The following is a 24,889-nucleotide window of genomic DNA, read 5'->3' as shown; positions in this document are numbered from 1 at the left end:
CGCAGGGGCGTATTCAGAAAAGAGAAGGAAGGGCGGCGCGCCCTGCTGTCGTGTTGCCGAAACGATGCCCGCCGGAGGCCTCCGCGCTCAGTCACCTGCGTGGGTGAGCTTGGGCACGTCCTTGGCCCCGGCCGAACCGCGGCCCGAGAGCGAGGGATTTTCCATGAAGAAGCGATGGCAGTTGAACGAGAATTCTCCCTCCGGGACCGGGTGGCGCGTGAACTTGCCCGAGGGTTCCATCACCCAGCTCTGCGCCGTGTCGGCGAGGTTCGCCGCCATGATCTGGCTGACGATCTGCGCCTTCACCGTGGGGTTCATGATCTCGACCCCGGTCTCGATGCGGCGGTTGAGGTTGCGTCCCATCCAGTCCGCCGAAGAGATGAGCACCCGCGACTTGCTGTGCGGCAGCCCGTGGCCATTGCCGAAACAGGCGATGCGCGAGTGTTCCAGGAAACGGCCGACGATGCTCTTGACGCGGATGGTCTCGGACAGGCCCTTGACCCCCGGCCGCAGCCCGCAGATCCCGCGGATCACGCAGTCGATCTTCACCCCCGCCTGGCTGGCGGCATAGAGCGCGTCGATCATGTCCGGCTCGATCAGCGAGTTCATCTTCAGCCAGATCTGCGCCGGGCGGCCCGCGCGGGCGTGTTCGGCCTCGGCCTCGATCAACTCGAGCATGCGGGGCTTGAGCGTGTGCGGCGAGATGACCAGGTTCTCGAGCCCCTCGGGCATGGCGTAGCCCGACAGGTAGTTGAAGATCTTCGACGCATCCCGACCAAGCGCCGCGTCGCAGGTGAAGAAGCTCAGGTCGGTGTAGATCTTGGCGGTGATCGGGTGGTAGTTGCCGGTGCCCCAGTGGGTGTAGGTCACCAGCCTGTCGCCCTCGCGGCGCACAACGCTCGAGATCTTGGCGTGGGTCTTCCAGTCAAGGAAGCCATAGACGACATGGGCGCCAGAACGCTCCAACCGCCGCGACTGACGAATGTTGGCGGCCTCGTCGAAACGCGCCTTGAGCTCGACCAGCGCGGTCACCGACTTGCCGTCCTCGGCCGCCTCGCAAAGCGCTTCCACGATGGGCGAGTTGCGCGAGGTGCGGTAGAGCGTCTGCTTGATCGCCACCACGTCGGGATCGAGCGCCGCCTGGGTCAGGAAGCGCACCACCATGTCGAAGGTCTCGTAGGGGTGGTGCAGCAGCATGTCCTTTTGCTTGATCGCCTCGAACATGTTGCCTTCGTGGTCCTGCACCCGTTCGGGCACCCGCGGGGTGAAGCTGGGCCACAGGAGGTCCGGGCGGTCGTCGAGCACCAGCTCCTTGAGGTCGGCCATGCCGATCATCCCGTCGAGCTCGATCACCTCGTCCTCGCCGACCAGCAGCTCACGCATGACGATGCTGCGCAGCTGCTTGGGCGCGCCGGCGGTGATCGTCAGCCGCACCACCTCGCCGCGGCGGCGGCGCTTCAGTGCCACCTCGAACTCGCGCACCAGATCTTCGGCCTCTTCCTCGACCTCGATGTCGCTGTCGCGCAGCACGCGGAAGCCGAAGTGGTCCTTCACCCGGTAGCCGGGGAAGAGGCTTTCGATGTGCAGCAGCAGCACGTCCTCGAGGAAGATGAAGCGCTTCGCACCCTCGCCTGCGGGCAGGTCGATGAAACGGGAGATCTGATGCGGGATCGGCAGCAGCGCCTGCCGGGTACGGCGGTCGCGCTTGCGCTCGAGTTCGAGCGCGAGGCAGTAGCCCATGTTGGCGATGAAGGGGAAGGGGTGCGCCGGGTCGATGGCCAGCGGCGAGAGCACCGGGAAGACCTGCTCGAGGAATTGCCTTTGCAGGAACTCGAGGTCCTCGGGCTGCAGGTCTTCGCGCAGCACGAGGCTGATGCCCGCCGCTTCGAGCTCGAGTTGCAAGGTGCCGAGCACCCGCTGTTGCTGCGCCATGAGCTCGCGCGCGTCCTGGTCGATCAGCACCAGCTGCTCGGCCGGGGTCAGCCCGTCCGCCGCCGGCGTGGTGTTGCCCGCATGGGCGAGCTCGCGCAGGCCGGCGACGCGCACCGTGTAGAACTCGTCGAGGTTGGTCGCCGAGATCGACAGGAAGCGCAGCCGCTCCAGCAGCGGCACCTTGGTGTTCTCGGCCTCTTCCAGCACCCGCCAGTTGAAGCCAAGCCAGCTGAGCTCGCGGTTGAAGAAACGGCCCGGCCCGGACAGGTCGATGTCGGGCAGCTTCAGGGGCTCGGGGATCGGGGCTTTGAGAAAATCGGCGATGGTCATGGGGGGCATATGCGTCACAAATTGCAACAACTTGATGAAAGGGCAAGGATGACCGACCGGCGCGGGCGGCGCAAGCTCCTCTAGCCTCGGCGCGCGAGAGAGAGCAAGACGTCGCGCGCCAGGGCCCGGGTGATGCCCTTGGCGCGGCCGAGGGCGCGGGCATCAAGCTCGGCGGCGACGCGCTGTGCCATGGCGAAGCTGCGCGGCATCTGGTGCAGCAGGTAGGGGATCACGTCGGGCGCCGGGATGCAGTGCCGGTCGGCCAGCAGCTTGGCCAGCACCGCTGCCAGCAGCGCGTCGTCGGGCTCGCGCAGGGTGGCGGTCTGGGTGGCCTCCATGCGCGACTTGAGATCCGCCAGCCCCAGCGGCCAGTGCCGCGGCGCGGTCTCGGCGCTCAGCAGCAGCGGCTGGCCCTGCGCCAGCGAGAGGTTGTGCAGATGAAAGAGCGCCTCTTCTGCGGCGCGGTCCCCGGCGATCCGCGGCACGTCCTCGAGGCAGATCGGCCCGGCGGTGAGCTCAAGGATCGGCAGGCCGGGCAGGGCGGTGGCGGGCAGGATCGTCGCGCCGCTCTCGGCCGCCCAGACGTGCGCGAGATGGGTCTTGCCCGAGCCTGCGGGGCCGGCCAGCAGCAGCTTGCCCGCGGGCCAGCCCTGCCAGCCGTCGAGCAGCGCCACGGCGAGGCTGTTGGAGGAAGAGACGAAATAGTCCTCGCGCCCCAGCGCGGCGCGGACCGGCAGGGGCAAGGCAAGCTGCCGGGCCATGCTCACCGGGCCTCGGGGTCCGTCGCCGTGCGGCCTTTTCGGTAGCCCTCGGTCTCGAGCCCGCGGTAAAGCTGGCTTTCCTTGTACTGGTCGATCACGAAGCGCATGATCACCCCCAGCGCCGCGGCGAGCGGCACGGCGACCAGCATGCCGACGAAGCCAAAGAGCGTGCCGAAGACCGAGAGCGCGAAGATCAGCCAGACCGGGTGCAGCCCGATCGAGCTGCCCACCAGTTTCGGTGTCAGGAAATTGCCCTCGAGGAACTGGCCGAGGAAGAAGATCCCCGCCACAGCGGCGATCCAGTACCATTCCCCCCAGAACTGGAAGAGCGCCAGCCCGATGGCCAGCGCGCCGCCGATGATCGCGCCGACATAGGGGATGAAGGTCAGCAAACCCGCGACCACGCCGACGACGAGGCCGAAGTTCAGGCCCACCAGCGCCAGCGCGATGGCGTAGTAGCAGCCGAGGATCAGGCAGACCGAGCCCATGCCGCGCACGAAACCGGCGAGCGTGGCGTCGATCTCGCGGGCGAGATGGCGCACCACCGGCGCGTGGTCGCGCGGCAGCAGCTCGTCGATGCGCGCCACCATGCGATCCCAGTCCAGCAGAAGGTAGACCGCCACCACCGGCACGATGACGAAAAGCATCAGGATGTTGATCACCGACATCGCCGAGCTGAGCGCGGTGTTCAGCAATTCCGCCCCGCGCTCCTTGACCGTGTCGCCCACCGTGCCGATCGCTTCGCGCATCGGGCTGCCCTCGTCGACCAGCGTCGGGAAGTGCACGCCGATGAAGTCGCGCAGGTCGCGGAACAGCTGCGGCGCGGTCTCGATCAGGTCGGCGGCCTGGCGCACCAGCGTCGGGATCACCGCGAGCGCGAGAATGACAAAGATCAGAATCGCGCAAAGGGTGATCACCAGCGTCGCCATGGCACGGCTCAGCCCCAGCCGCTCGAGCCGGTCCGCGACAGGATCGAGGAAATAGGCAATCGCCCCGCCGAGAATGAACGGCAGCAGCACGTTGCCGAGGTACCAGAGCACCACGGCAAAGACGATGGCGGCCACGCCCCAGTACTTCATCTGATCGCGGACGGGCAGCGCCATGGGAATCCTCTCCTTGCGGTGTATCCTTGATCGCCGCTCCGCGGCATTTTTTCAAGCCCGAGAGGCTGTTGCGGCAGGTTCAGGCAGGATTGCCGCTCGCTGCCTGTGCGAAGCCGCCGGGGCGCCCGGCCCGAAGGCTGATGGGTCCGCGCGCGGGCCCCGCGGGAGAGGCGCTTTCCGCATCGTCCGACGGGCCCGGCGCGGCCCAGCCACCCGCGCGGGCACTTGCCCTTGGCGCGGGCTTCGCCTAACCCGGTCCAAACGCCAATTTCCGGGAGGCCCGCATGCGTCTGAGCCGTTATTTCCTGCCCGTTCTGAAAGAAACGCCGTCCGAGGCGCAGATCGTGTCGCACCGCTACATGCTGCGCGCCGGCATGATCAAGCAATCGAGCGCGGGGATCTATTCCTGGCTGCCGCTGGGCTTCAAGGTGCTGCGCAAGATCGAGGACATCATCCACGAGGAGCAGAAGCGCGCGGGCCATATCCCGATGCTGATGCCGACGATCCAGTCGGCGGACCTCTGGCGCGAGTCCGGTCGCTACGACGACTACGGCGAGGAAATGCTGCGCATTCGCGACCGGCATGACCGCGACATGCTGTTCACGCCCACCGCCGAAGAGCTGATCACCGACATCTTCCGCAGCCACGTCGGCAGCTACAAGGATCTGCCGCTGACGCTCTACCAGATCCAGTGGAAATTCCGCGACGAGATCCGCCCCCGCTTCGGCGTGATGCGCGGCCGCGAGTTCTACATGAAGGACGGCTACAATTTCGACCTGACCAAGGAAGACGCGCTGCACGCCTACAACCGCCACCTCGTCAGCTACCTGCGCACCTACGAGCGCATGGGCCTGCAGGCAATCCCGATGCGCGCCGACAGCGGACCGATCGGTGGCGATGACACGCACGAGTTCCTCGTGCTGGCCGAGACCGGCGAGTCCGAGGTCTTCTACGACAGCCAGATCACCGAGCTGAAGTTCGGCGACCGCGAGATCGACTACGACTCGGTCGAGCAGTGCCAGGCCGTGCTCGAGGAGTTCACCTCGCGCTACGCCCGCACCGACGAAACCCACGACGAGGCGCTCTTCGCCGAAGTCCCCGAGGAACGCCGCCGCACCGCGCGCGGCATCGAGGTCGGCCAGATCTTCTACTTCGGCACCAAGTACTCCGAGCCGATGGGCGCCACCGTCGTCGACAACGAGGGCAACAAGGTGCCGGTGCACATGGGCTCGCACGGCATCGGCGTGTCGCGCCTGCTGGGCGCGATCATCGAGGCCAGCCACGACGACAAGGGCATCATCTGGCCCGAGGGTGTCACGCCCTTCCATTGCGGCATCGTCAACCTCAAGCAGGGCGACGAAGAGGCGGATGCCGCCTGCGAGGCGCTCTACACGTCGCTGACCGCGCTCGGGCTCGAGCCGCTCTACGACGACCGCAACGAGCGCGCTGGCGGCAAGTTCGCCACCATGGATCTGATCGGCTTGCCGTGGCGCATCACCGTCGGCCCGCGCGGGCTGAAGAACGGCGTGGTCGAACTGACCTCGCGCCGCACCGGCGAGAGCGAGGAGCTGTCGCCCGAGGCGGCGGTCGCGCGCATCGCGCAGATCTATGGCGTGGTTGCCAAGGGCTGAGCGCCGGACTGCCTGAAACGGGTGGGGGCGCTGCCCCCCGCTCCGCTTACGGTGACGTCATCCCCGGGGTGTGTCTCCCTGGAAGAAAGGGCCGGTCGCGGAGTTCTGGGGCCGGCCTTGTCGCATCTTGCGCGGCGTCTTTCCGGGCGGGGGCGCGGTAGCCATTGACCGGGCCGCGTCCCGTTCCGATGTCTGGGGTCCAGAGGAAAGGGGTTTCATGGACGATCTGAAGGCACGGCTGTTGGGCGAGGCGGCAGAGGTGGGCTTTGCGGCCTGCCGCATCTGCCGCCCCGGCGACGTGCCGCAGCTGGCCGAGCGGCTGGCGGCCTTTCTCGAGGCGGGGTACCATGGGCAGATGGGCTGGATGGCCGAGCGCACCCATTGGCGCGGCAACCCGGCGGCGCTCTGGCCCGAGGCGCGCTCGGTGATCATGCTGGCCGAGAACTACGGCCCCGAGCACGACCCCCGAACGGTGCTGACGCAACAGGACCGCGCGGCGATCTCGGTCTACGCACAGAACCGCGATTACCACGACGTGGTGAAGAAGAAGCTCAAGCGGCTCGGGCGCTGGCTGATCGATGCCGCTGGCCGCGAGGCAGGGATCGAGGCGCCGCAGATCAAGGTCTTCGTCGACACCGCGCCGGTGATGGAGAAACCGCTGGGACAGGCGGCGGGGCTGGGCTGGCAGGGCAAGCACACCAATCTGGTCAGCCGCGAGCTGGGATCGTGGTTCTTTCTCGGGGCGATCTTCACCACGCTGGAGCTGCCGGTCGATGCCGCCGAGCGCGACCATTGCGGCACTTGCCGGGCCTGCCTCGACGCATGCCCCACGGCGGCCTTCCCGGCGCCCTACCGGCTCGATGCGCGGCGCTGCATTTCCTATCTGACAATCGAACACGCGGGGCCGGTGGACGAAGAGCTGCGCGGGCTGCTCGGCAACCGCATTTACGGCTGCGACGACTGCCTTGCGGCCTGTCCGTGGAACAAGTTCGCCGAAGTCGCCTCGGAGATGAAATACCACGCCCGCGACGATCTGCTCTCGCCGCCGCTGGCCGAGCTGGCGGCGCTGGATGATGCGGGCTTCCGGGCGCGCTTCTCGGGCTCTCCGATCAAGCGCATCGGGCGCGACCGCTTTGTGCGCAACGTGCTCTACGCCATCGGCAACTCGGGGCGGGCGGATTTGCGGGAAGCGGCGCAGGGGCTGTGCGAGGATGCCGACGAGACGGTACGCGACGCGGCGCGATGGGCGGTCGCGCGGCTGGCCGAGGCCGAAGGGGCGGCGGGCTGAGGATTGGCTCTGTCCCCGCGGGGACGGCTGCGGTCGCGATCCGCTGTCCCCGCGGGGACACAGGAAAAAGCGCCGATGCCGAGGGATGGCACCGACGCTCACGAGGGTTCCTGGGATCCAGGAGGTTCTGACAGGAGTACGTGCCTCCTGCTGTAAAGATGGGCGGGGCAGGGGCAGCCTGCAAGCAAAATCACGCGAATGGGATAGCGGGTGTTCTCCAAGTGCGTGTGTCGTGATCATCGCTGCGACCTGAGCGTGCACGCCGCAGGGCCAGAGCCGTGCAAACGCCCCCTGCGCTGGAGAACACAGGGGGCTTCCGGGGCCACGAGGCAAGCCCCGGACCGCGCCGCGCGGGCGCGGATCGGGTCAGCTGCGGTCGTCGACCAGCAGCTTGATATGGTCTTGCGCGGCATAGACACCGATCACGTCGTCGGCGGCGTAGCCCTGATCCGTCAGTTCGGCCGTCAGCGCGTCATTCTCCGAGAGCAGCCCGCGCAGCGCGTCGAGCTCCGGCGCGGCGGCCTTCAGCGCGTCATCGAGAGCGTCCGCGCTCTCGTTTGCCTGCCCCTTCAGCCCGCTGAGCGGCAGGATCTCGACCTTCGAGGCTTCGACCACGGTTTCCGGGTCGGCCATGGAAAGGTCGGCGTTGTGCAGCGAGGAAATCACCTGCCCGTAGCTCTGCGGCACGTCGGCGCGCAGCGCGTCGGCGGTTTGCGGCGAAACTGCCATGGTGTCGGTCACGCCCGAGCCGGTGGCGCCGGTGGTGTCGGTCATCTCGGAGGACTGAAGCGGCGCCTGCTCCTGCGTGGCGGGATCCGGGGTGGTGGTCTGCGCATGGGCCGCGACGGAAAGCGAGGCGGCGGTGAGAACGGCAAGGCCGAGTTTGGTGGTGGAACGGAGGGTCATCTTGGGTCTTCCTTGCATTCTTGGTCGGTGACTCCGGTACGCATCTCGTGCCGGTCATCGAGACAATGCGCGGAAGGGGCTTTCGGATCCCACGGTCGCCGGAAGGTGACGCGCGTGTGTGAAAGCGGCATGGACTTGCCGGAAATGGCCTTTGTGGGCTGGCGGTGGTCCGCCGGTTCCGGGGGCAGCGCGACGTTTGGCGGCGGGCCGCCCTCCGGGTGGGCGCAGGTGGCGGCGCGCCGCTTGCGAAGGGGGCTTTGCATTGCCGACGCGGGACCCCATCTTAGGGCCAAGACCAAAGACCGGAGGATTCCATGGCGACATACGAACGCAATCCCGACGTGATCGCGGCGCTCGACGCCGAGCAGTACCGCGTCACGCAGGAGAATGGCACCGAGCGGCCGGGCACCGGCAAGTATCTCGACAACAAGGCGCCCGGCATCTACGTGGACATCGTCTCAGGCGAGCCGCTCTTCGCGTCGTCCGACAAATACGAGAGCGGCTGCGGCTGGCCGAGCTTCACCAAGCCCATCGAGCCCGCCCATGTCGCCGAGCTGCGCGACACCACCCACGGCATGATCCGCACCGAGGTGCGCTCGGCGCATGGCGACTCGCATCTGGGACACGTGTTCCCGGACGGGCCAGTGGACCGTGGCGGGCTGCGCTACTGCATCAACTCCGCCTCGCTGCGCTTCGTGCCGCGCGAGGAGATGGAGGCCGAGGGATACGGCGCCTACCTTGATCAAGTGGAGGACGTGGCATGAGCACTGAACGCGCAGTTCTCGCAGGCGGCTGTTTCTGGGGCATGCAGGATCTGATCCGCAAGCTGCCCGGGGTCGAGGCGACCCGCGTCGGCTATACCGGCGGCGATGTGCCCAACGCCACCTATCGCAACCACGGCACCCATGCCGAGGGCATCGAAATTCTCTTCGATCCCGAAAAGATCAGCTACCGGCGGATTCTCGAGTTCTTCTTCCAGATCCACGATCCGACCACGCTCAACCGGCAGGGGAATGACCTTGGCATGAGCTACCGCTCGGCGATCTACTACGTCGAAGAGGCGCAGAAGGCCGAGGCGCTGGAGACGATTGCCGATGTCGACGCCTCGGGGATCTGGCCCGGCAAGGTGGTGACCGAGGTCGAGCCGGTCGGCGACTTCTGGGAAGCCGAGGCGGAACACCAGGACTACCTCGTGCGCTATCCCGGCGGCTATACCTGCCACTTCCCGCGCCCCGACTGGGTGCTTCCGCGCCGCAACGCGGCGGAGTGAGGCAGGGTTTGTAACTCTTGCGGAAGCGGCGCGGCGCAGACCGCGCCGCTTCTCGATCTCTCGGAAGGGAACCGTCGAAGTGGCGCCCACGTTTGACAAAAGTTCGCCAGCCTCAAAGGAGCTCCCCGCATGAGCAGCGCCGCCGCGCCCGAGACCGACGCCGGGTCCTCCACCGATCGTCCGGTTGGCGAGATCGTAGACCGCCTTCAAGATGCCGCGCAGGGACCGCGCGTGTCGCTGCGCGACATGGTGGAGAGCTTCGGCGAAAGCTCGTTCATCCCCGCGCTGATGGTGCCTGCGCTGCTTGTCGTCTCGCCGCTGTCTGGGATCCCGTTGTTCTCGACCTTCTGCGGGTTGCTCATCGCGTTCATTTCGGCGCAGATGCTGATCTCGCGCCGCCACCTGTGGCTGCCGGACTTCCTCATGAAACGCAATTTCGACGGCTCGAAGGCGCGCGATGGGCTGGGCAAGCTGCGGGGATTGGGCGACTGGCTCGACCGACACGCGCGCAGCCGGCTGCGACTGATGACCGCCGGGCCGATGCGCAAGCTGCTTCAGGCGGTGTGTCTGCTCTGCGGGCTCGCCATGCCCTTTCTCGAGCTGGTGCCGTTTTCCTCGTCGATCCTCGGGCTCACAGTGCTTTGCTTTGCGACGGCGCTGCTTGTGCGTGACGGGCTCTTTGCCACAATCGGCTGCGTGACGCTGGCGGCGGCAGTGGTGGTGCCACTGATGATCACCGGCGTGATCTGAGGGTGATCTGAGGCGGCCTCGGCTCAGCCGGTCACTGCACCGTTGAAAATGGCGATGATCACAATCGCGGCGACGACCAGCCCCACGAAAAGAAGCACGGCCCGGCGCCCCGTGCGGCGGATTTCGGGCGTTTCGGGAAGCTGGACCGGGCGGTCCGTGGCCCCGGCGTCGCCGGGGCCCGCGCGGGTGTCGTGAGGATGGGCGACGTCACGCGCGCGCTCGTCGCGGCTGTCGGCTGTCATCTCGGCCTCCTTGCGGACTGATGTCTCTCACTTGGAGCCAACGCCCCGCGCCGCGGCGGGTTCCGCCTGCTGGGGTGTGCGCGGCGGCCATTCCGGCGTGCGTTCCCAGCCTGACTCGCCAAAGGTGTAGTGCCGCCGCTCGGCCTCGACGAAGTGGTTCTCGCGGGCGATCATCCGGCAAATGTTGGCGCTGTGGCTTTCGAGATCGAGGATGGCGAAATCGTTTTCCTGTCCCCGCAGCCTGGTCGAGAGCCCGGTGCCCACGTGCACTTGCAGCACCTGTGCGCCGTGCTTGCGCGACAGGAAGGGCTCTGTCCGCCAGCGGTGCAGGTGCCCCGAGAGCACGAGATGGGCGCCGCATTCCGACAGCCGCTCGATGGCCTGGTCGGCATCGCGCATCAGCGATTTCTCGACATCCGGGTCCTGCTCGAAGGGGTGGTGGGCAAGCACCACGTTGAGCCCCTCGCTCTCCGCGAAGACCCGGCAGGCATGACGCATCTGCAGCCAACGGATCTTGCCGCGCTGCCAGCGAAAGCGGTCGACGGTGTTGAAGCCGACCACGGTCAACCCCGGCAGGTGCTTCACCGGCATCATCTCTTCGGTGATGAAGCGGCGGTAGCGGCGGTAGGGGCGTACGAAGCGCAGCCAAAGGTTGTCGAGAGACACGTCGTGGTTGCCCGGCACCGCCATCCAGGGCGCCTGCAGCTTGCGCAGGAAGGCGCGGGCATCGCGGTACTGGCTGCGGCGGGCGCGCTGGGTGAAATCGCCGGTGACCGCAACGAGATCGGGCTTGGCGCCGTTCACCGACCGCAGCAGCGGATCGAGAAGCTCGGGCGCGGTGCGGCCGAAGTGCAGGTCTGACAGGTGAATAATCCGGGTCATGCCGGCAGGCCCTTTTCGAGGGTGGCGTCCGCGGGCCTTTCGAGCTCCGAATTTTCTCGCGCCGGGACGTTCTCCGCCGGAACCATCACGCGCAGCGGCTCGGACCGGCGGCGGAAGCGGATGGGGGTCTGCATCAGCTCCTTCTCGCCGTCGCGGGCCACCAGCGCTTGGGGCCTGTCTGCGTGCAGGGTGATCTCGCGCCCGGTGACGAAGCCGAATTCCTCGCCCTTCTGCGCCTTGCCGATGGCGAGGCGGAAGGAGGCGCGCACCAGATCCCAGCGGCTGGCGCCCTTGGAGGTGAAGAGCACGAACTCGCCGTCGCGGATCGCATCGGCCCCGTCGAGATTGAACTGCTCGAGCTGGTAGGCGCTGTTGGCGACGAAGGCGAGGGGGGTGCGCATCTCGGAGCTGTGCCCGTCCACCTCGACCCGAAGGCGCAGGGGGTGGCGGAACCCGGCGAGCGCGAGGACCACCGACCAGTAGGCAGCGATGCGCGAGCGGCCCCAGCGCTGGTAGACGCCCTCTCGGGTGCGCAGGATCAGCGGGTAGATCCCGAGGCTGGCGTTGTTGAGGAACACCTCGCCGTTGACCTCGCCGAGGCTGATCTCACGCAGGCGGCCGGTTGCGAGCACGCGCACCGCGCCTTCGGGCTCTTCGGGGATATCGAGGCCACGGGCGAAATAGTTGAAGGTGCCCTGCGGGATCACCCCCATCGGCACGCCTGCTTCATGCGCGGCGGCGGCCACCGCGCCGATGGTGCCGTCGCCGCCCGCGGCGACGATCATCGCGCAGCCGTTGCCCGCGGCTTTGCGCGCGGTGTCGAGGATCGGCTTGTCGGGGGTGAGGCCGATCAACTCGACCTCGAGCCCGTTCTGCGCGAAAAGCTCCGTCAGCTTCTCGCGGCGGCTCTGCCTGTCGGGGTGATCCCCGGAGTGCTCATTGAGGATGACACAGATCTTGCGATTGTCGGTCACGGGGGCGCTCTCCATTGGGGTTCACCGGATCAACGCGCGCAAGTGCGGGCGGTTCCGCAGCTGTGGGCCGCATCGGCGTCGCAAATTTGCCCTCCTTCGGGCAACCAGCGGATTGACGCCGCGTTGGCTTATGCGCAGGTTGCGCAGATGCAGAACGTCTCCTCCCCGCCTGACCCCGCGCCGCAATCTGCGGCTTATGCCGCGCGCAAGGAGCGCGTGCACCTGCGTCACGTCGGGCTGCGCGGCTGGCTGCATGCCCTGTGGCGGACCTGGCTGCGGATGGACGAGCGCAATCTCGGGCTGATCGCGGCGGGCGTGGCCTTTTACGCCTTCCTGTCGATCTTTCCGGCGATGGCGGCGGTGATTGCCATCTGGGGCTACTGGGCCGATCCCATCGCCATCGCCGAGCAAATGGAGCTGCTCACCGAGGTCATTCCCGAAACCGCCTTCCAACTCATAGACGCGCAGATCACCCAGCTGATCTCGACCAACCGCTCGACGCTGCAATGGGCCTCTATCGCCTCGATCGTGGTGGCGATCTGGACGGCGCGGGCCTCGGTGGCGGCGCTGATCCGCGGGCTCAACACGGTGACCGAGGCGCCGCATCGCACCAACCCGGTGCGCCGCGTGCTGGTGGCCTACGGAATGACCGCCGTGCTTGTGCTGGTGGCGCTCTTGGCCTTCGCGGCGGTGGTCGTGGTTCCGGCGGGCATGGCCTTCCTGCACCTGCCGGCGGGGGTCGAGATCGCGGTCGAGGGGACGAAATGGATCGTGCTGCTGTGCGTCGTCTACCTGGCCGTCGCGTTGGTCTATCGCTTCGGGCCGAACCGGCGCCGCGCGCGGATGCCCTGGCTGACGCCGGGTGCGGCGCTTGCGGTGATCGCCTGGGCCATCGGCTCCTTTGCCCTGGCCAGTTACGTGCGCAACTTCGACCGGCTGAACGAGGTCTACGGCTCGCTCGGGGCGGTGGTGGCGCTGTTGCTGTGGTTCTACGTCAGCGCGCTGGTGACGCTGCTCGGCGCGCAGCTCAACATCGAGCTGGCGCAGGTGCTCCTGGGGCGCCGCAGCGCGGGAAAGGACGCGGCGAAGGCAGCATCGGAGCAGGCCACGGAAGGTTCTGAAAAAATGTGACGAATTGCGGGAACCAATGTCCCGCCCCGGTGTTTGAAGCACAAGGACCCACCATTTGTCCTGTCCCTGATCCCGGGTTGCACCCTGTCCCGACTTCCCTCAGTGGCCCGGATCGTTGCAAGGCTCCACCTTTTCCCCGAGGTGGAGCCTTTTCTTTTTCGGCGGTGGCGCAATCTGCGGCGCGGTGGCGCTGATCGCGCGGACCGATCCAACGAGCATGAAAGCGTGGTACTGGTGCCGGGCTGACGCCGGGCTTCAGGGGCTGGGTGCGGCGCTCGCCAGGGCCGCAGCGCCGAGGGCGCCCTCCATGTCGGCCACGGCGGCGATCAGCGGGGTCTGGGGCACCACGGTGAACCCGTCCGAGGCGCGGCTGAGATCCTCGATGGTCACCAGCACCGCGGTCAGCACCAGCGAGAAGACCAGCGTCCGCCAGCTCAGTCGTCGGCCCTGCAGTGCCGCGCGGTTGCCGATGATGAAGACCCCCGATCCGGCGGCGAAGGTCAGCAGCATCCAGATGCCCGATGTGATCGACTTCGAGGCGGCGGCGACGCGGCGGCTGTGCGCGTCGAGCACCTCGGTGATGCCGCCGGCCACATAGGTGGCGACAGGGGCGGGAACCTCGGGCGTCAGCGCCGCCATGGTGGCGGGCCAGAGCGCCGCCTGCGCCTCGGTGCTGCGCGCCACGAAGGCATCGATGTTCTCGCGGGTGGGACGGTAGCCTTGCGGCACGACGCGGGTGCGCGCGTAGCCCAGCAGCGCCTGCTGCAGCGGCCGGCCCTCGGCCTCGGGCAGAAGATCGGCGCGCAGGAAGGCGGTGCCGAGCGCTGCCGCCTCTTCGACCACCGCGGAAACGCTGGCCTCGCGCCAGTTCAGCACGGCGCTGAAGGTGAAGCCGAGCAGCAGCCCCAGCAACGCCAGCAGCGCGCCGAGAGACGCCTCGCCCGGCATCTTGCCCTCGGCATAGCTCGACGGGTTCTGCCGGAGCTCGTGGCTGCCGAAGCGGAACCCGGCAAAGGCGCAGGCGGGCAATGCGAGCAGGAAGATGAGGAGGATCAGCCCGAAGGGGATCGAATGGGATGCGATGGACACCGGAAATACGCGCCTCCTGAAAACCGCGCAGGGTCCTTCGAGTCGCAAGTGCCGGGACTCCGAGAGCTATCCTGCCCGGACAATGATCCTCTATCCGGGCGTTTTCGCAAAGAGTTTCTTCTGTCACGCGCGGGGACGGGCGCGGTCCCGCGGCGGGGGCGCCGCGCCTCAGGCGGCGCGGCGGGCGGGCGGAGCCTTGCGCCCCTCGCCGATGATGTCGAAGAGGTGCAGCACGATCACCGTGGTCGGAATGGCGACGATGCCGCCGAGCGGCCCCCAGAGCCAGAGCCAGAAAACCAGCGAGACGAAGATCAAGAAGGGGTTGATCTGGATGTGCTTGCCCACCAGGCCGGGGGTGACGAACTGTGCTTCGCACATGTTGAAGAACAGGTAGATCGCGGCCGGGGCAAAGCTCATCAGCCCGTCGAAGGCCACCAGCCCGTTGAGCAGCAGCCCTGCGACCATGGCGGCCGGCCCGACGTAGAGCACGTAGTTCAGCAGCGCCGCGGCGATGCCCCAGATCGGTGCGGCGGGCATGCCAATCGCCATCAGCCCGCCGGTCACCGCGAAGCCCAGACCGATGTTGATCAGCGAGATGGTGGCGAAATAGCGCGCGACAGAGCGTTCGGCCGCGCAGAAGCGCTCGAGAATAGACGCGGTGGTTGTGTTGTCGCCGATGCGGTGGGCCATCCAGTTGTAGATGCCCCAGCGGGTCAGAAGGAAGAAAAACAACCCGCCGAAGAAAACCAGCGCCTGCGCCACGATGACCGGCGCGAGGTAGAGCGCATCGGTGACGCTGGGCATGGCTGACCCTTCCTCGGCCTTCTTCTGCGCCGCGCCAAGCGCCTGTTCGACTTCGTCGATACCGCGGATCAGGTCGCGGTACTCGAAGAGGAACTTGCGGATCTCGTATTTCACCGTGGGGATGCGGTTGATGGCGGCAGTGACATAGGGCTCGGCGAGGAAAGCAAGCGAGGCAAAAAGGAAAAAGATCAGCACGATTAAAAAGATCGCCGCGAGCCCGCGCGGCATCTTGATCCGCTCCAGCCGGTCGGCAAGGGGCGAGAAGATAATGCCGACGATCACCGCGAGCATCAGCGGGGCAAAGATGTCCTGGGCGAGCTTGAGGCAGACCAGCAGGGCCAGCCCCGCAAGGATCGCGACGCTGACGCGCAGCACGGGGTCGGCGGTGGGGGTGCGGTTCATGAACTGGGCAGTCTCAAATGAGGGATCATGGCCCTCAACTTCGAAATGCGGAATTCGTTCCCGGCCCCGCGCGCCCCGCCGCGCCGATTTTGTGACAGGCGGGCGGAGCGCCCCGCCCCCTTTCTTCCAGGTGCGGATATCCCGGGAACGGTGGCAGGGGCCCGGCGCGCCCGGCGGTCGGTCTATTCCGCCGCGCGGGCCAGCGTGTAGCGGTTGCCGGGCTCCGAGATGCCGAGGTTTCCGCGCAGGGTGCCGGCCTCATACTCCTCGCGGAACAGCCCGCGACGGCGCAGCTCTGGAACCACCAGGCGGGTGAAATCCTCGAGAGAGCTGGGCAGCGTCGGGAACATTAGGATGAAGCCGTCGGCGGCGCGGGTCTCGAACCATTCCTGCATGAAGTCGGCGATCTGCACGGGCGTGCCGGTCAGCCCGTTGCCGGTGTGGCGGCGGGCGTAATGGGTGATCAGCTCGCGCATGGTGTGGCCCTGGGTGACGAATTCCTTCAGCTCGTCGAAGAGCGCCTTCGAGCCCTTGGCCTTCTGCGGCATCCGCTCCATCGGGAAGGGCTTGTCGAGATCGACGCCGCGCAGGTCCGCCTCGAGGAACTCCTGCAGCATCAGCAGGCCGACGTCGGGGTGCATCAAATCCACCAGCTGCTGCGCCTTGGCCTCGGCCTCTGCCTCGGTCTCGCCGACGTTGATGACGATGCCGGGCATGATCTTCAGATCGTCCTCGTGCCGCCCGTATTTGGCCATGCGGCTCTTCACATTGGCATAAAAGGCGCGGTTCTTGTCGATGTTCGAGGCCAGCGAGAACACCATCTCGGCGGTGCGGGCGGCGAGCTCCATGCCGGGCTCGGAGCCGCCGGCCTGAGCGATCACCGGGCGGCCCTGCGGGGTGCGAGCGATGTTCAGCGGGCCGCGCACCTGGAAGTGCTTGCCGTTGTGGTTCAGCTCGTGGAGCTTGTACTGGTCGTGGTAGATACCACTGTCGCGGTCGAGCAGCAGCGCATCCGGCTCGTAGCTGTCCCAGAGGCCGAAAACGACGTCGACGAATTCCTCGCAGCGCTCGTAGCGCTCGGCATGCGGCGGTAGCCCCTCGCGGTTGTAGTTGTAGCCGGTCTCGTCGTGGTCCGAGGTCACCACGTTCCAGCACATCCGTCCGCCCGACATATGGTCGGCAGAGGCGAAAAGCCGCGCGATGTTGTAGGGCTCGTAGTAGGAGGTCGAGGCGGTGGCGACGAAGCCGAGCTTCTCGGTGTGCTGCGACAGCGCGGTGATCGCGGTGATCGGCTCGAAACGGTTCATCTTGGTGGGCTGCCGGGCGAGGGCGGCGGGATCGCCGATGGCCGCCGCCGGGCTGTCGGCGAAGAACATGAAGTCGAGCTTGGCCGCCTCGGAGATCTGCGCGACCTTTTTGAGGTGCGTGAGGTCATTGGCGCCATGCACATCGCTTCCCGGATGCAGCCAGGCCGCCGGGTGGAAGCCGAAGGTATAGACGAAAGTTCCGAGTTTGAGCTGGTCGGGGCGCGACATGGGGAGTCCTCTGGCGGGCGAAAGATGCGGCGAGGATGTCTCTTGGCGGGGCGTTGGACAAGCGGGCCGGGGCTGCGCATTGGTTTAGTTTTTCTAAAGTGAACGCGGTGACGTCAATACCGACCCGCCCGACTTCTCTAACGCCTGTTGGGTGGGCACTGCGGCGCACGCGGGCTGGTTTTCCCGACGCCTCGATTGACAGAACTTCAATTGTATAGACATAAAGACCCTACGACCGGGAGAATCGATATGACAAAGCAACAGGTGCTGCGCGGCGGAACGCTAGTGACGCTGGAGGGGGACAAGGGCTACGGGCTGCTCGAGGGCGGTTCCGTGGCGATCGATGGCGGCACCATCGCCTGGGTCGGTCCCATGGCCGACCTGCCCGAAACCTATGCCGACTGGGCGGTGACCGAGCTCGAGGGCCGTCTCGTGACGCCCGCGCTGACCGACTGCCACACCCACCTCGTCTACGGCGGCTCGCGCGCCCGCGAATTCGAGATGCGCCTCGAGGGCGCGAGCTACGAAGAGATTGCCCGCGCCGGCGGCGGCATCGCCTCGACCGTAAAGCACACCCGCGCGGCGGACGAGGGCGTGCTGATCGCGCAATCGCTGCCGCGGCTCGATGCGCTGCTCGCCGAGGGGGTGACCACCGTCGAAATCAAGTCCGGCTACGGGCTTGATCGGGACACCGAACTGAGCCTGCTGCGCGTCGCCCGCAAGCTTGCCGAGCTGCGCCCGGTCAACGTGGTGACCACCTTCCTCGGGGCCCATGCGCTGCCGCCGGAGTGGACGGGGACCAAGGCCGAGTACATCGACGAAGTCTGCCTGCCGACCCTGCGTGCCGCCCATGCCGAGGGGCTGGTGGATGCGGTCGACGGCTTCTGCGAAGGCATCGCCTTTTCCGCCGCCGAGATGGAGCCGGTCTTTGCCGAGGCGCAAAGGCTCGGGCTGCCGGTCAAGCTGCACGCCGAGCAGCTGTCGCATCAGGGCGGCATCCAGCTTGCAGCCAAGTATGGCGCGCTCTCGGCCGATCACGTGGAATATGCCACCGAGGCCGATGCCGAGGCGATGGCTGCGGCGGGGATGGTTGCCGTGCTGCTGCCCGGCGCCTTCTACGCGATCCACGAGACGCAGGCGCCGCCCGTCGCGGCCTTCCGCAAGTACAATGTGCCCATGGCGCTCTCGACCGACGCCAACCCTGGCACCTCGCCGCTGACCTCGCTCTTGCTGGCCATGAACATGGGCTGCACGCTCTTTTGCATGACGCCGGAAGAGGCACTGCGCGGGGTGACGGTGAACGCCGCCAAGGCGCTGGGCTTCAGCGACCGGGGCCGGATCGTCGCGGGCCAGCGCGCCGATCTCAACATCTGGAACACGGGCAGCCCGGCAGAGCTGTCCTATCGCATCGGGTTCAACCCGCTCCATACCCGTATTTTCGGAGGCCAAGCATGATCCTCACCCCCGGCGCCGCCACGCTGGCGCAGCTCGAACAGCTCTGGCGGACCGATGCGCCGGCCCGTCTCGATGACGCGGCGCGCCCGGGCATCGCCGCCTCGGCCAAGGTTGTCGCCGATGCCGCCGCCGGGTCCGAGGCGATCTACGGCGTCAACACCGGCTTCGGCAAGCTCGCCTCGATCAAGATCGCGCCCGAGGACACGGCGACGCTGCAGCGCAACCTGATCCTGTCGCATTGCTGCGGCGTCGGCGAGCCGCTGCCCCGCGCCACCACGCGCCTGATGATGGCGCTGAAGCTGCTCAGCCTCGGGCGCGGTGCGTCGGGTGTGCAGGTGCAGACCGTCGATCTGCTGGAAGCGATGCTCGAGAAGGGGGTTACCCCGGTGGTGCCATGCCAAGGGTCCGTCGGTGCCTCGGGTGACCTCGCGCCACTGGCGCATATGACCGCCGTGCTGCTGGGGGCAGGGCAGGCGGAATTTGGCGGCGATGTACATCATGGTGCCGAGGCGCTGGCGAAGGCCGGGCTGGAACCTGTGGTGCTGGGGCCGAAGGAAGGTCTCGCGCTGATCAACGGCACGCAGTTCTCGACCGCGCTGGCGCTGGTGGGGCTGTTCGAGGGCTGGCGCAACGCGCAGACCTCGATCGTCACCGCCAGCCTCACCACGGACGCGATCATGGGCTCCACCGCGCCCACCCGCGCCGAGATCCACACGCTGCGCGGCCATCGCGGCCAGATCGAGGTTGCGGCGGGCATCCGCGACCTGATGGAAGGCTCGGAGATCCGCGAGAGCCACCGGATCGGCGACACCCGGGTGCAGGATCCCTATTGCATCCGCTGCCAGCCGCAGGTGGCGGGCGCGGCCATCGATCTTCTGCGCTACGCCGCGACCACGCTCGAGATCGAAGCCAACGCGGTCACCGACAACCCGCTGGTTCTGGGGCCGGGGCAGATCGTGTCGGGCGGCAACTTCCACGCCGAGCCGGTGGCCTTTGCCGCCGACCAGATCGCGCTGGCGCTGTCGGAAATCGGCGCCATCGCGCAGCGCCGCGTCGCGCTGATGGTCGATCCGGCGATGAACCACGACTTGCCGCCCTTCCTGACGCCCGCGCCAGGGCTGAATTCGGGCTACATGATCGCCGAGGTGACCACCGCCGCGCTCATGTCCGAGAACAAGCACCTCGCCAACCCCTGCTCGACCGACAGCACGCCGACCTCGGCCAATCAGGAGGACCATGTGTCGATGGCCGCCCACGGCGCGCGCCGCCTTGGTCTGATGAACCGCAACCTGTCGGTGATCCTCGGGGTCGAGGCGCTCTGCGCCGCGCAGGGCGTGGATTTCCGCGCGCCGCTGAAGACCTCGCATCGCCTCGCGCGCGTGGTGGGCAAGATCCGCGAGCATGTCGCGCCGCTGGAGAATGACCGCTACTTGGCGCCCGACCTTGAAAAAGGCGCCGCGCTGGTGCGCACGGGCGCGCTGCTGGCCGCCGCAGGACTGGAGGAAGCGCTGTGAGAAACGAGCCCGTCACCGTCACCCGGGGCGATGGCCCCGTCGTCCTCGGCCTGCCGCACACCGGCACCTACCTGCCGGACGAGATCTTCCGCAAGCTCACCCCGAGCGGGCAGGAGCTGAGCGATACCGACTGGCACATCCACAGGCTCTACGAGGGGCTGCTGCCGGGCGCCACCACGGTGCGCGCCACCTTCCACCGCTATGTGATCGACGCCAACCGTCCGCCGGATGGCGCCAGCCTCTATCCCGGCCAGAACACCACGGGCCTCGTGCCGCTCACAGATTTCGATGGCACGCCGATCTGGACCGAGGAGCCGGGTGAGGCCGAGATCGCCGCCCGCCGCGACGCCTTCCACGCGCCCTACCACGCCGCGCTGATGGCCGAGCTAGAGCGGGTGCGGGCGAGACATGGCGTGGCGATCCTCTACGATTGCCACTCGATCCGCTCGCACATCCCCTTCCTCTTCGACGGCAAGCTGCCCGACTTCAACATCGGCACCGGCAAGGGCACGACCTGCGATCCGGCGATCGAGGCCGCCGTGGCCGAGGCCTGCGCCGCCGCCGAGGGCTATACCTCGGTGCTCAACGGCCGCTTCACCGGGGGCTGGACGACGCGCCACTATGGCCGCCCCGAGGAAGGCCTTCACGCCATCCAGATGGAACTGGCGCAGGACACCCACCTCGAAACCGAGGTGGCCCCCTATGCCTACGATGAGAGCAAGGCCGCCAAGCTGCGGGTCCACCTTGCCGAGCTGCTGCAGCGGATCGAGGCGCTCGCGCCCGCGCTTGCCAAGTAACCCTGCCCACCGAGGAGTCCCCCGATGACCAACCCCCGCCACAACCAGCGCGACGTCTTCCCCGCGACCGGCACCGAGATCACCGCGAAAAGCTGGCTGACCGAAGCGCCGATGCGGATGCTGATGAACAACCTGCACCCCGACGTCGCCGAGAACCCGCACGAGCTGGTGGTCTACGGCGGCATCGGCCGCGCCGCCCGCACCTGGGAGGATTTCGATCGCATTGTCTCGTCACTGAAGAACCTCGAAGAGGACGAGACGCTGCTGGTGCAATCGGGCAAACCGGTCGGCGTGTTTCGCACCCATCCCGACGCGCCGCGGGTGCTGATCGCCAACTCGAACCTCGTGCCGCATTGGGCCAATTGGGATCACTTCAACGAACTCGATAAGAAGGGTCTGGCGATGTACGGCCAGATGACCGCGGGCTCTTGGATCTACATCGGTGCGCAGGGCATCGTGCAGGGCACCTACGAGACCTTCGTCGAGGCGGGACGCCAGCACTACGAGGGCAACCTCAAGGGCAAGTGGATCCTCACCGGCGGTCTTGGCGGCATGGGCGGCGCGCAGCCGCTCGCGGCGGTCATGGCCGGGGCCTGCTGCCTTGCCGTGGAATGCGATGAGACCCGCGCCGACTTCCGCATCCGCACGCGCTATTGCGACGAGAAGACCCACTCGCTGGATGAAGCGCTGGCGATGATCGACCGCTGGACCAAGGCGGGCGAGGCCAAGTCGGTGGCGCTGATCGCCAATGCCGCCGATGTCTTCCCCGAGCTGGTGCGCCGCATGCAGGCGGGCGAGCCGATGCCCAACGGCCGCCCCGACATCGTGACCGACCAAACTTCGGCGCATGACCCGGTGCACGGCTACCTGCCGAAGGGCTGGAGCGTCGCCGAATGGCGCGAGAAGCAGGAGAGCGACCCCAAGGCTGTCACCAAGGCCGCCAAGGCTTCGATGCGCGAGCATGTCGCGGCGATGGTCGACTTCTGGAACGCTGGGGTGCCGACGCTGGATTACGGCAACAACATCCGCCAGATGGCGCTGGAGGAAGGGCTCGAAGACGCCTTCGCCTTCCCCGGTTTCGTGCCCGCCTACATCCGCCCGCTGTTCTGCCGCGGCGTCGGCCCGTTCCGCTGGGCGGCGCTCTCGGGCGACCCCGAGGACATCTACAAGACCGACCAGAAGGTGAAGGAGCTGATCGACGATCCGCATCTGCACAACTGGCTCGACATGGCGCGCGAGCGTATCGCCTTTCAGGGCCTTCCGGCGCGGATCTGCTGGGTCGGCCTTGGACTGCGCCACAAGCTGGGCCTCGCGTTCAACGAAATGGTCAGGAGTGGCGAGCTGAAGGCACCGATCGTCATCGGTCGGGACCACCTCGACTCCGGGTCGGTGGCGTCGCCGAACCGCGAGACGGAAGCCATGAAGGACGGCTCGGATGCGGTCTCGGACTGGCCGCTGCTGAACGCGCTGCTCAACACCGCTTCGGGCGCGACTTGGGTGTCGCTGCACCACGGCGGCGGCGTCGGCATGGGCTTCTCGCAGCACTCCGGCATGGTGATCTGCTGCGACGGCACCGAGGCGGCGGACAAGCGTCTCGCCCGCGTGCTCTGGAATGACCCGGCGACAGGCGTTATGCGGCACGCGGATGCGGGCTACGAGATCGCCCTCGACTGCGCCCGCGAGCATCAACTCAACCTGCCGGGGATCCTGGGGTGACACATCAGACCGCTTTCGCCGCCCTTGAAGCTGCCTTTCCGGGCCGGATCGAGCGCGGCGAGGCGGTCCGCGCCCAGCATGGGGCAGGGGACAGCTGGCATCCGGCGGCCCTGCCCGACGCTGTCTTCATGGCGCAGAGCACCGAGGAGGTGGCGCAGGCCGTCAGGCTCTGCGCCGACCATGGCTGCCCGATCGTGCCCTTCGGCGCGGGCAGCTGCATCGAGGGGCAGGTGAACGCCACGCAGGGCGGGCTCTGCATCGACCTGTCCCAGATGAACAAGCTGCTGCGCGTCAGCCCCGAGGACATGGATTGCACCGTGCAGGCCGGGCTCACCCGGCAGGCGCTGAACGAGGAGCTGCGGGCGACCGGCCTCTTCCTGCCCATCGACATCGGCGCGCACGCGACGCTGGGCGGCATGGCCTCGACCCGCGCCTCCGGCACGATGACCGTGCGCCATGGCACCATGGCGGATCTCGTGACGGGGCTGACCGTGGTGCTGCCCGATGGGCACATCATCCGGACCGGCGGGCGTGCGCGGAAATCCTCGTCGGGCTATGACCTCACGCATCTCTTTATCGGCGCCGAGGGCACGCTGGGGATCATCACCGAGCTCACGTTGCGTCTTTCCGGCATTCCCGAAACGGCGAAGGCCGGGCTCTACAGCTTCCCCAGCATCGAGGCGGCGACGCAGACCGTGGTCGAGGCGCTGCAGTTCGGGCTCTGCCTGAACCGCATCGAGCTGATGGACGCGCTGCAGGTCCGGGCGATCAACGCCTACAACAAGACCGAGCTGCCCGAGCAGCCGACGCTGCTTGTCGATCTCGCAGGCTCCGAGCAACAGGTCGACACCGACCGTGACACCTTCGACGCGCTGGCCTCGGAGAATGGTGCAGAGCTGCACCCGGTGAACACGCCCGAGGACTACAGCAAGGTCTGGGCGCTGCGCCATTCGGCGCTCTATGCCGCGCGGGGGCTGCGGCCCGGCTGCAAGTCGCTCTCGACCGATGTCTGCGTCCCGGTCTCGGAATTGCCCCGCATCCTTGCCGAGACTGGCGCGGACCTCGATGCCGAGCGGATCATCGCGCCGATGCACGGCCACGTGGGGGACGGCAATTTCCACCTCGTGATGCTCTTCGACGAGGGCGACGCCGAGGAGAAGGCGCGGGTGCAGGCCGCACATGCCCGGCTGGTCGAACGCGCCATCGCCATGGGCGGCACCGCCACCGGCGAGCATGGCGTTGGTCTGGGCAAGAAGAGCTACATGGCGGCCGAGCACGGCGCGGCACTGGAGTTGATGAAACTGCTCAAGCGCGCGGTGGATCCGGCAAATGTGATGAACCCGGGCAAGATCTTCGATCTCTGACCACGGCTGACCTTTGGGTATGCGCCTGTTTTTTGGGCGAATGCCCTTGCCTGTCACAAACCCGCATGCAAAGGGCCAAAGGCAGGGATTGACATACGGGACAGGCGTGGTCCCTTTTGTCTAGTCAAAATCGGAACCCGGCCCGAGGGATGGCAGGGACCGACAACAGGGAGACTACTGGATATGCGCAACAAAGTCATCTCCGCGCTCGCGGGCGCCGCGCTTCTGATGGGCGGGGCCGCCGCGGCCCAGGCGCAGGACGCGCTGGCACGCATCAAGGAAGCCGGCGTCATGAAGGTCGGCACCGAGACCGCCTTTGCCCCCTTCGACTACATCGACGCGGGCGACCACGTGGGCCTTAATATGGATGTCTTCGCCGCCATCGGTGAAGAGCTGGGTGTCGAGATCGAGTGGATCACCCTCGACTGGGCCGGCGTCCTGCCGGGCCTCGAAGCGGGCCAGTTCGACATGGTCGCCGGCCCCGCCACCATCACCAAGGCCCGCATGGAGCGCTATCGCTTCACGCCGCCGATCGCCGAGGCCACCGTTGCCCTGCTGAAGTCGGCCAAGGACGATTCGATCACCAAGCCCGAGGACATCGCCGGCAAGACCATCGGGTCGGGCCACGCCACCGCACAGCTTGCCCAGCTCGAAGAGTTCGGCGCGACGCTCGACCCGGCGCCCGAAACGAAGGACTACGTCTCGTTCAACGAGGCCTATGCCGACCTCGCGGCGGGCCGCATCGCCGGTGTCGCCAACTCGCTGCCGAACATCGCCTTCGTGGCGCAGCAGCGCCCCGAGATCTTCGAAGTGGTCGCGCCCTTCGGCACCAAGACCTACTTCGGCTTCCCGGGCCTGAAGGACGACGACCACGCCTCGCTGATGGATGCCATCGATGCCGCCATCCTCAAGATGAAGGAAGACGGCCGCCTCGGCGAGTTCCAGCAAAAGTGGTTCGGCCAGACCTTCGACACGCCCGACGCGGTGACCGAGCCCAACATCTAAGACCATCC

The 24,889-nt window shown here is 67.4% G+C and carries 22 protein-coding genes; 12 read left to right on the top strand and 10 right to left on the bottom strand.

The features are described from left to right. Positions 1–87: 87 nt before the first annotated feature. From CEW88_RS13710 to CEW88_RS13700, 3 genes are all read right to left on the bottom strand, one after another. Positions 88–2,262 carry an RNA degradosome polyphosphate kinase gene (locus CEW88_RS13710; RefSeq protein WP_108968060.1) on the bottom strand — a complete coding sequence of 725 codons (2,175 nt, stop codon included), beginning with the start codon at positions 2,260–2,262 and terminating at the stop codon, positions 88–90. An 80-nt stretch (positions 2,263–2,342) separates the two neighbouring features. Continuing rightward, entirely contained in the window at positions 2,343–3,023 is a 681-nt protein-coding gene (locus tag CEW88_RS13705; RefSeq protein ID WP_108968058.1) for a chromosomal replication initiator DnaA, read from the bottom strand. A gap of 2 nt (positions 3,024–3,025) precedes the next feature. After that, the gene (locus tag CEW88_RS13700) at positions 3,026–4,126 is read right to left on the bottom strand and encodes an AI-2E family transporter (RefSeq protein WP_108968057.1); all 1,101 of its coding nucleotides are present in this window, start codon (positions 4,124–4,126) and stop codon (positions 3,026–3,028) included. 284 nt (positions 4,127–4,410) lie between these two features. Here CEW88_RS13700 and proS point away from each other — a divergent pair, with 284 nt between their 5' ends. Together proS and queG are read left to right on the top strand one after the other, a co-directional pair. After that, the gene (gene proS / locus CEW88_RS13695; RefSeq protein WP_108968054.1) at positions 4,411–5,757 is read left to right on the top strand and encodes a proline--tRNA ligase; all 1,347 of its coding nucleotides are present in this window, start codon (positions 4,411–4,413) and stop codon (positions 5,755–5,757) included. Positions 5,758–5,974: 217 nt separating this feature from the next. Next, positions 5,975–7,045, top strand: coding sequence for a tRNA epoxyqueuosine(34) reductase QueG (gene queG, locus CEW88_RS13690; RefSeq protein ID WP_108968052.1), 1,071 nt, complete (start codon positions 5,975–5,977; stop codon positions 7,043–7,045). Between the two features lie 366 nt (positions 7,046–7,411). Here queG and CEW88_RS13685 read toward each other — a convergent pair whose 3' ends face one another. Continuing rightward, positions 7,412–7,951, bottom strand: a complete 540-nt coding sequence (locus CEW88_RS13685) for a hypothetical protein (protein ID WP_108968050.1) — start codon at positions 7,949–7,951, stop codon at positions 7,412–7,414. 314 nt (positions 7,952–8,265) lie between these two features. On the opposite strand from CEW88_RS13685, the gene msrB reads away from it, so the two are divergent. The 3 genes from msrB to CEW88_RS13670 all read left to right on the top strand — a co-directional run bounded on the left by msrB (position 8,266) and on the right by CEW88_RS13670 (position 9,971). Further along, the gene (msrB, locus tag CEW88_RS13680) at positions 8,266–8,715 is read left to right on the top strand and encodes a peptide-methionine (R)-S-oxide reductase MsrB (RefSeq protein WP_108968048.1); all 450 of its coding nucleotides are present in this window, start codon (positions 8,266–8,268) and stop codon (positions 8,713–8,715) included. After that, complete coding sequence (gene msrA, locus CEW88_RS13675; protein WP_108968047.1) at positions 8,712–9,221, top strand: peptide-methionine (S)-S-oxide reductase MsrA; 510 nt, start codon at positions 8,712–8,714, stop codon at positions 9,219–9,221. The genes msrB and msrA overlap by 4 nt, the downstream gene beginning before the upstream one ends. Positions 9,222–9,350: 129 nt before the next feature. Beyond that, on the top strand, positions 9,351–9,971 hold the full coding sequence (locus tag CEW88_RS13670) for an exopolysaccharide biosynthesis protein (RefSeq protein WP_108968045.1): 621 nt from the start codon (positions 9,351–9,353) through the stop codon (positions 9,969–9,971). A gap of 23 nt (positions 9,972–9,994) precedes the next feature. On the opposite strand, the gene CEW88_RS13665 is transcribed toward CEW88_RS13670, so the two are convergent. From CEW88_RS13665 to CEW88_RS13655, 3 genes are read right to left on the bottom strand one after another with little or no spacing between them, the layout of a single operon-like run. Continuing rightward, the gene (locus CEW88_RS13665; RefSeq protein ID WP_108968044.1) at positions 9,995–10,213 is read right to left on the bottom strand and encodes a hypothetical protein; all 219 of its coding nucleotides are present in this window, start codon (positions 10,211–10,213) and stop codon (positions 9,995–9,997) included. Between the two features lie 27 nt (positions 10,214–10,240). Next, positions 10,241–11,095, bottom strand: a complete 855-nt coding sequence (locus tag CEW88_RS13660) for a metallophosphoesterase family protein (protein WP_108968042.1) — start codon at positions 11,093–11,095, stop codon at positions 10,241–10,243. After that, complete coding sequence (locus tag CEW88_RS13655) at positions 11,092–12,084, bottom strand: diacylglycerol/lipid kinase family protein (RefSeq protein ID WP_108968040.1); 993 nt, start codon at positions 12,082–12,084, stop codon at positions 11,092–11,094. Before CEW88_RS13655 ends, CEW88_RS13660 begins: the two co-directional genes overlap by 4 nt. Before the next feature lie 132 nt (positions 12,085–12,216). Here CEW88_RS13655 and CEW88_RS13650 point away from each other — a divergent pair, with 132 nt between their 5' ends. Further along, the gene (locus tag CEW88_RS13650; RefSeq protein WP_108969800.1) at positions 12,217–13,200 is read left to right on the top strand and encodes a YihY/virulence factor BrkB family protein; all 984 of its coding nucleotides are present in this window, start codon (positions 12,217–12,219) and stop codon (positions 13,198–13,200) included. Positions 13,201–13,455: 255 nt separating this feature from the next. Here CEW88_RS13650 and CEW88_RS13645 read toward each other — a convergent pair whose 3' ends face one another. From CEW88_RS13645 to CEW88_RS13635, 3 genes are all read right to left on the bottom strand, one after another. Then, positions 13,456–14,289: a hypothetical protein gene (locus tag CEW88_RS13645; RefSeq protein WP_108968038.1), complete on the bottom strand. Its 834-nt coding sequence runs from the start codon at positions 14,287–14,289 to the stop codon at positions 13,456–13,458. A 168-nt stretch (positions 14,290–14,457) separates the two neighbouring features. Further along, positions 14,458–15,495 carry an AI-2E family transporter gene (locus CEW88_RS13640; protein ID WP_108968036.1) on the bottom strand — a complete coding sequence of 346 codons (1,038 nt, stop codon included), beginning with the start codon at positions 15,493–15,495 and terminating at the stop codon, positions 14,458–14,460. Between the two features lie 182 nt (positions 15,496–15,677). Beyond that, entirely contained in the window at positions 15,678–17,030 is a 1,353-nt protein-coding gene (locus CEW88_RS13635; RefSeq protein ID WP_108968034.1) for an LLM class flavin-dependent oxidoreductase, read from the bottom strand. A 249-nt stretch (positions 17,031–17,279) separates the two neighbouring features. Between CEW88_RS13635 and hutI the strand changes: the two genes are divergently transcribed. The 6 genes from hutI (at position 17,280) to CEW88_RS13605 (ending at position 24,881) form a co-directional block, all read left to right on the top strand. Further along, a complete protein-coding gene (gene hutI, locus CEW88_RS13630; protein ID WP_108968032.1) occupies positions 17,280–18,485 on the top strand; it encodes an imidazolonepropionase in 1,206 nt (401 codons plus the stop codon). Continuing rightward, positions 18,482–19,999, top strand: coding sequence for a histidine ammonia-lyase (gene hutH / locus CEW88_RS13625; protein ID WP_108968031.1), 1,518 nt, complete (start codon positions 18,482–18,484; stop codon positions 19,997–19,999). Before hutI ends, hutH begins: the two co-directional genes overlap by 4 nt. After that, a complete protein-coding gene (gene hutG, locus CEW88_RS13620) occupies positions 19,996–20,796 on the top strand; it encodes an N-formylglutamate deformylase (protein ID WP_108968029.1) in 801 nt (266 codons plus the stop codon). The genes hutH and hutG overlap by 4 nt, the downstream gene beginning before the upstream one ends. A gap of 24 nt (positions 20,797–20,820) precedes the next feature. Next, positions 20,821–22,512 carry a urocanate hydratase gene (hutU, locus tag CEW88_RS13615; RefSeq protein ID WP_108968027.1) on the top strand — a complete coding sequence of 564 codons (1,692 nt, stop codon included), beginning with the start codon at positions 20,821–20,823 and terminating at the stop codon, positions 22,510–22,512. Then, positions 22,509–23,876, top strand: a complete 1,368-nt coding sequence (locus tag CEW88_RS13610) for an FAD-binding oxidoreductase (protein WP_108968025.1) — start codon at positions 22,509–22,511, stop codon at positions 23,874–23,876. Before hutU ends, CEW88_RS13610 begins: the two co-directional genes overlap by 4 nt. Before the next feature lie 183 nt (positions 23,877–24,059). Then, on the top strand, positions 24,060–24,881 hold the full coding sequence (locus CEW88_RS13605) for a transporter substrate-binding domain-containing protein (RefSeq protein WP_108968022.1): 822 nt from the start codon (positions 24,060–24,062) through the stop codon (positions 24,879–24,881). The last annotated feature ends 8 nt before the right edge of the window (positions 24,882–24,889 follow it).

Origin of the sequence: Alloyangia pacifica (genome assembly GCF_003111685.1) — a bacterium.
Taxonomy (GTDB): domain Bacteria; phylum Pseudomonadota; class Alphaproteobacteria; order Rhodobacterales; family Rhodobacteraceae; genus Salipiger; species Salipiger pacificus_A.
This window is presented reverse-complemented; position numbering and strand designations above follow the sequence as displayed.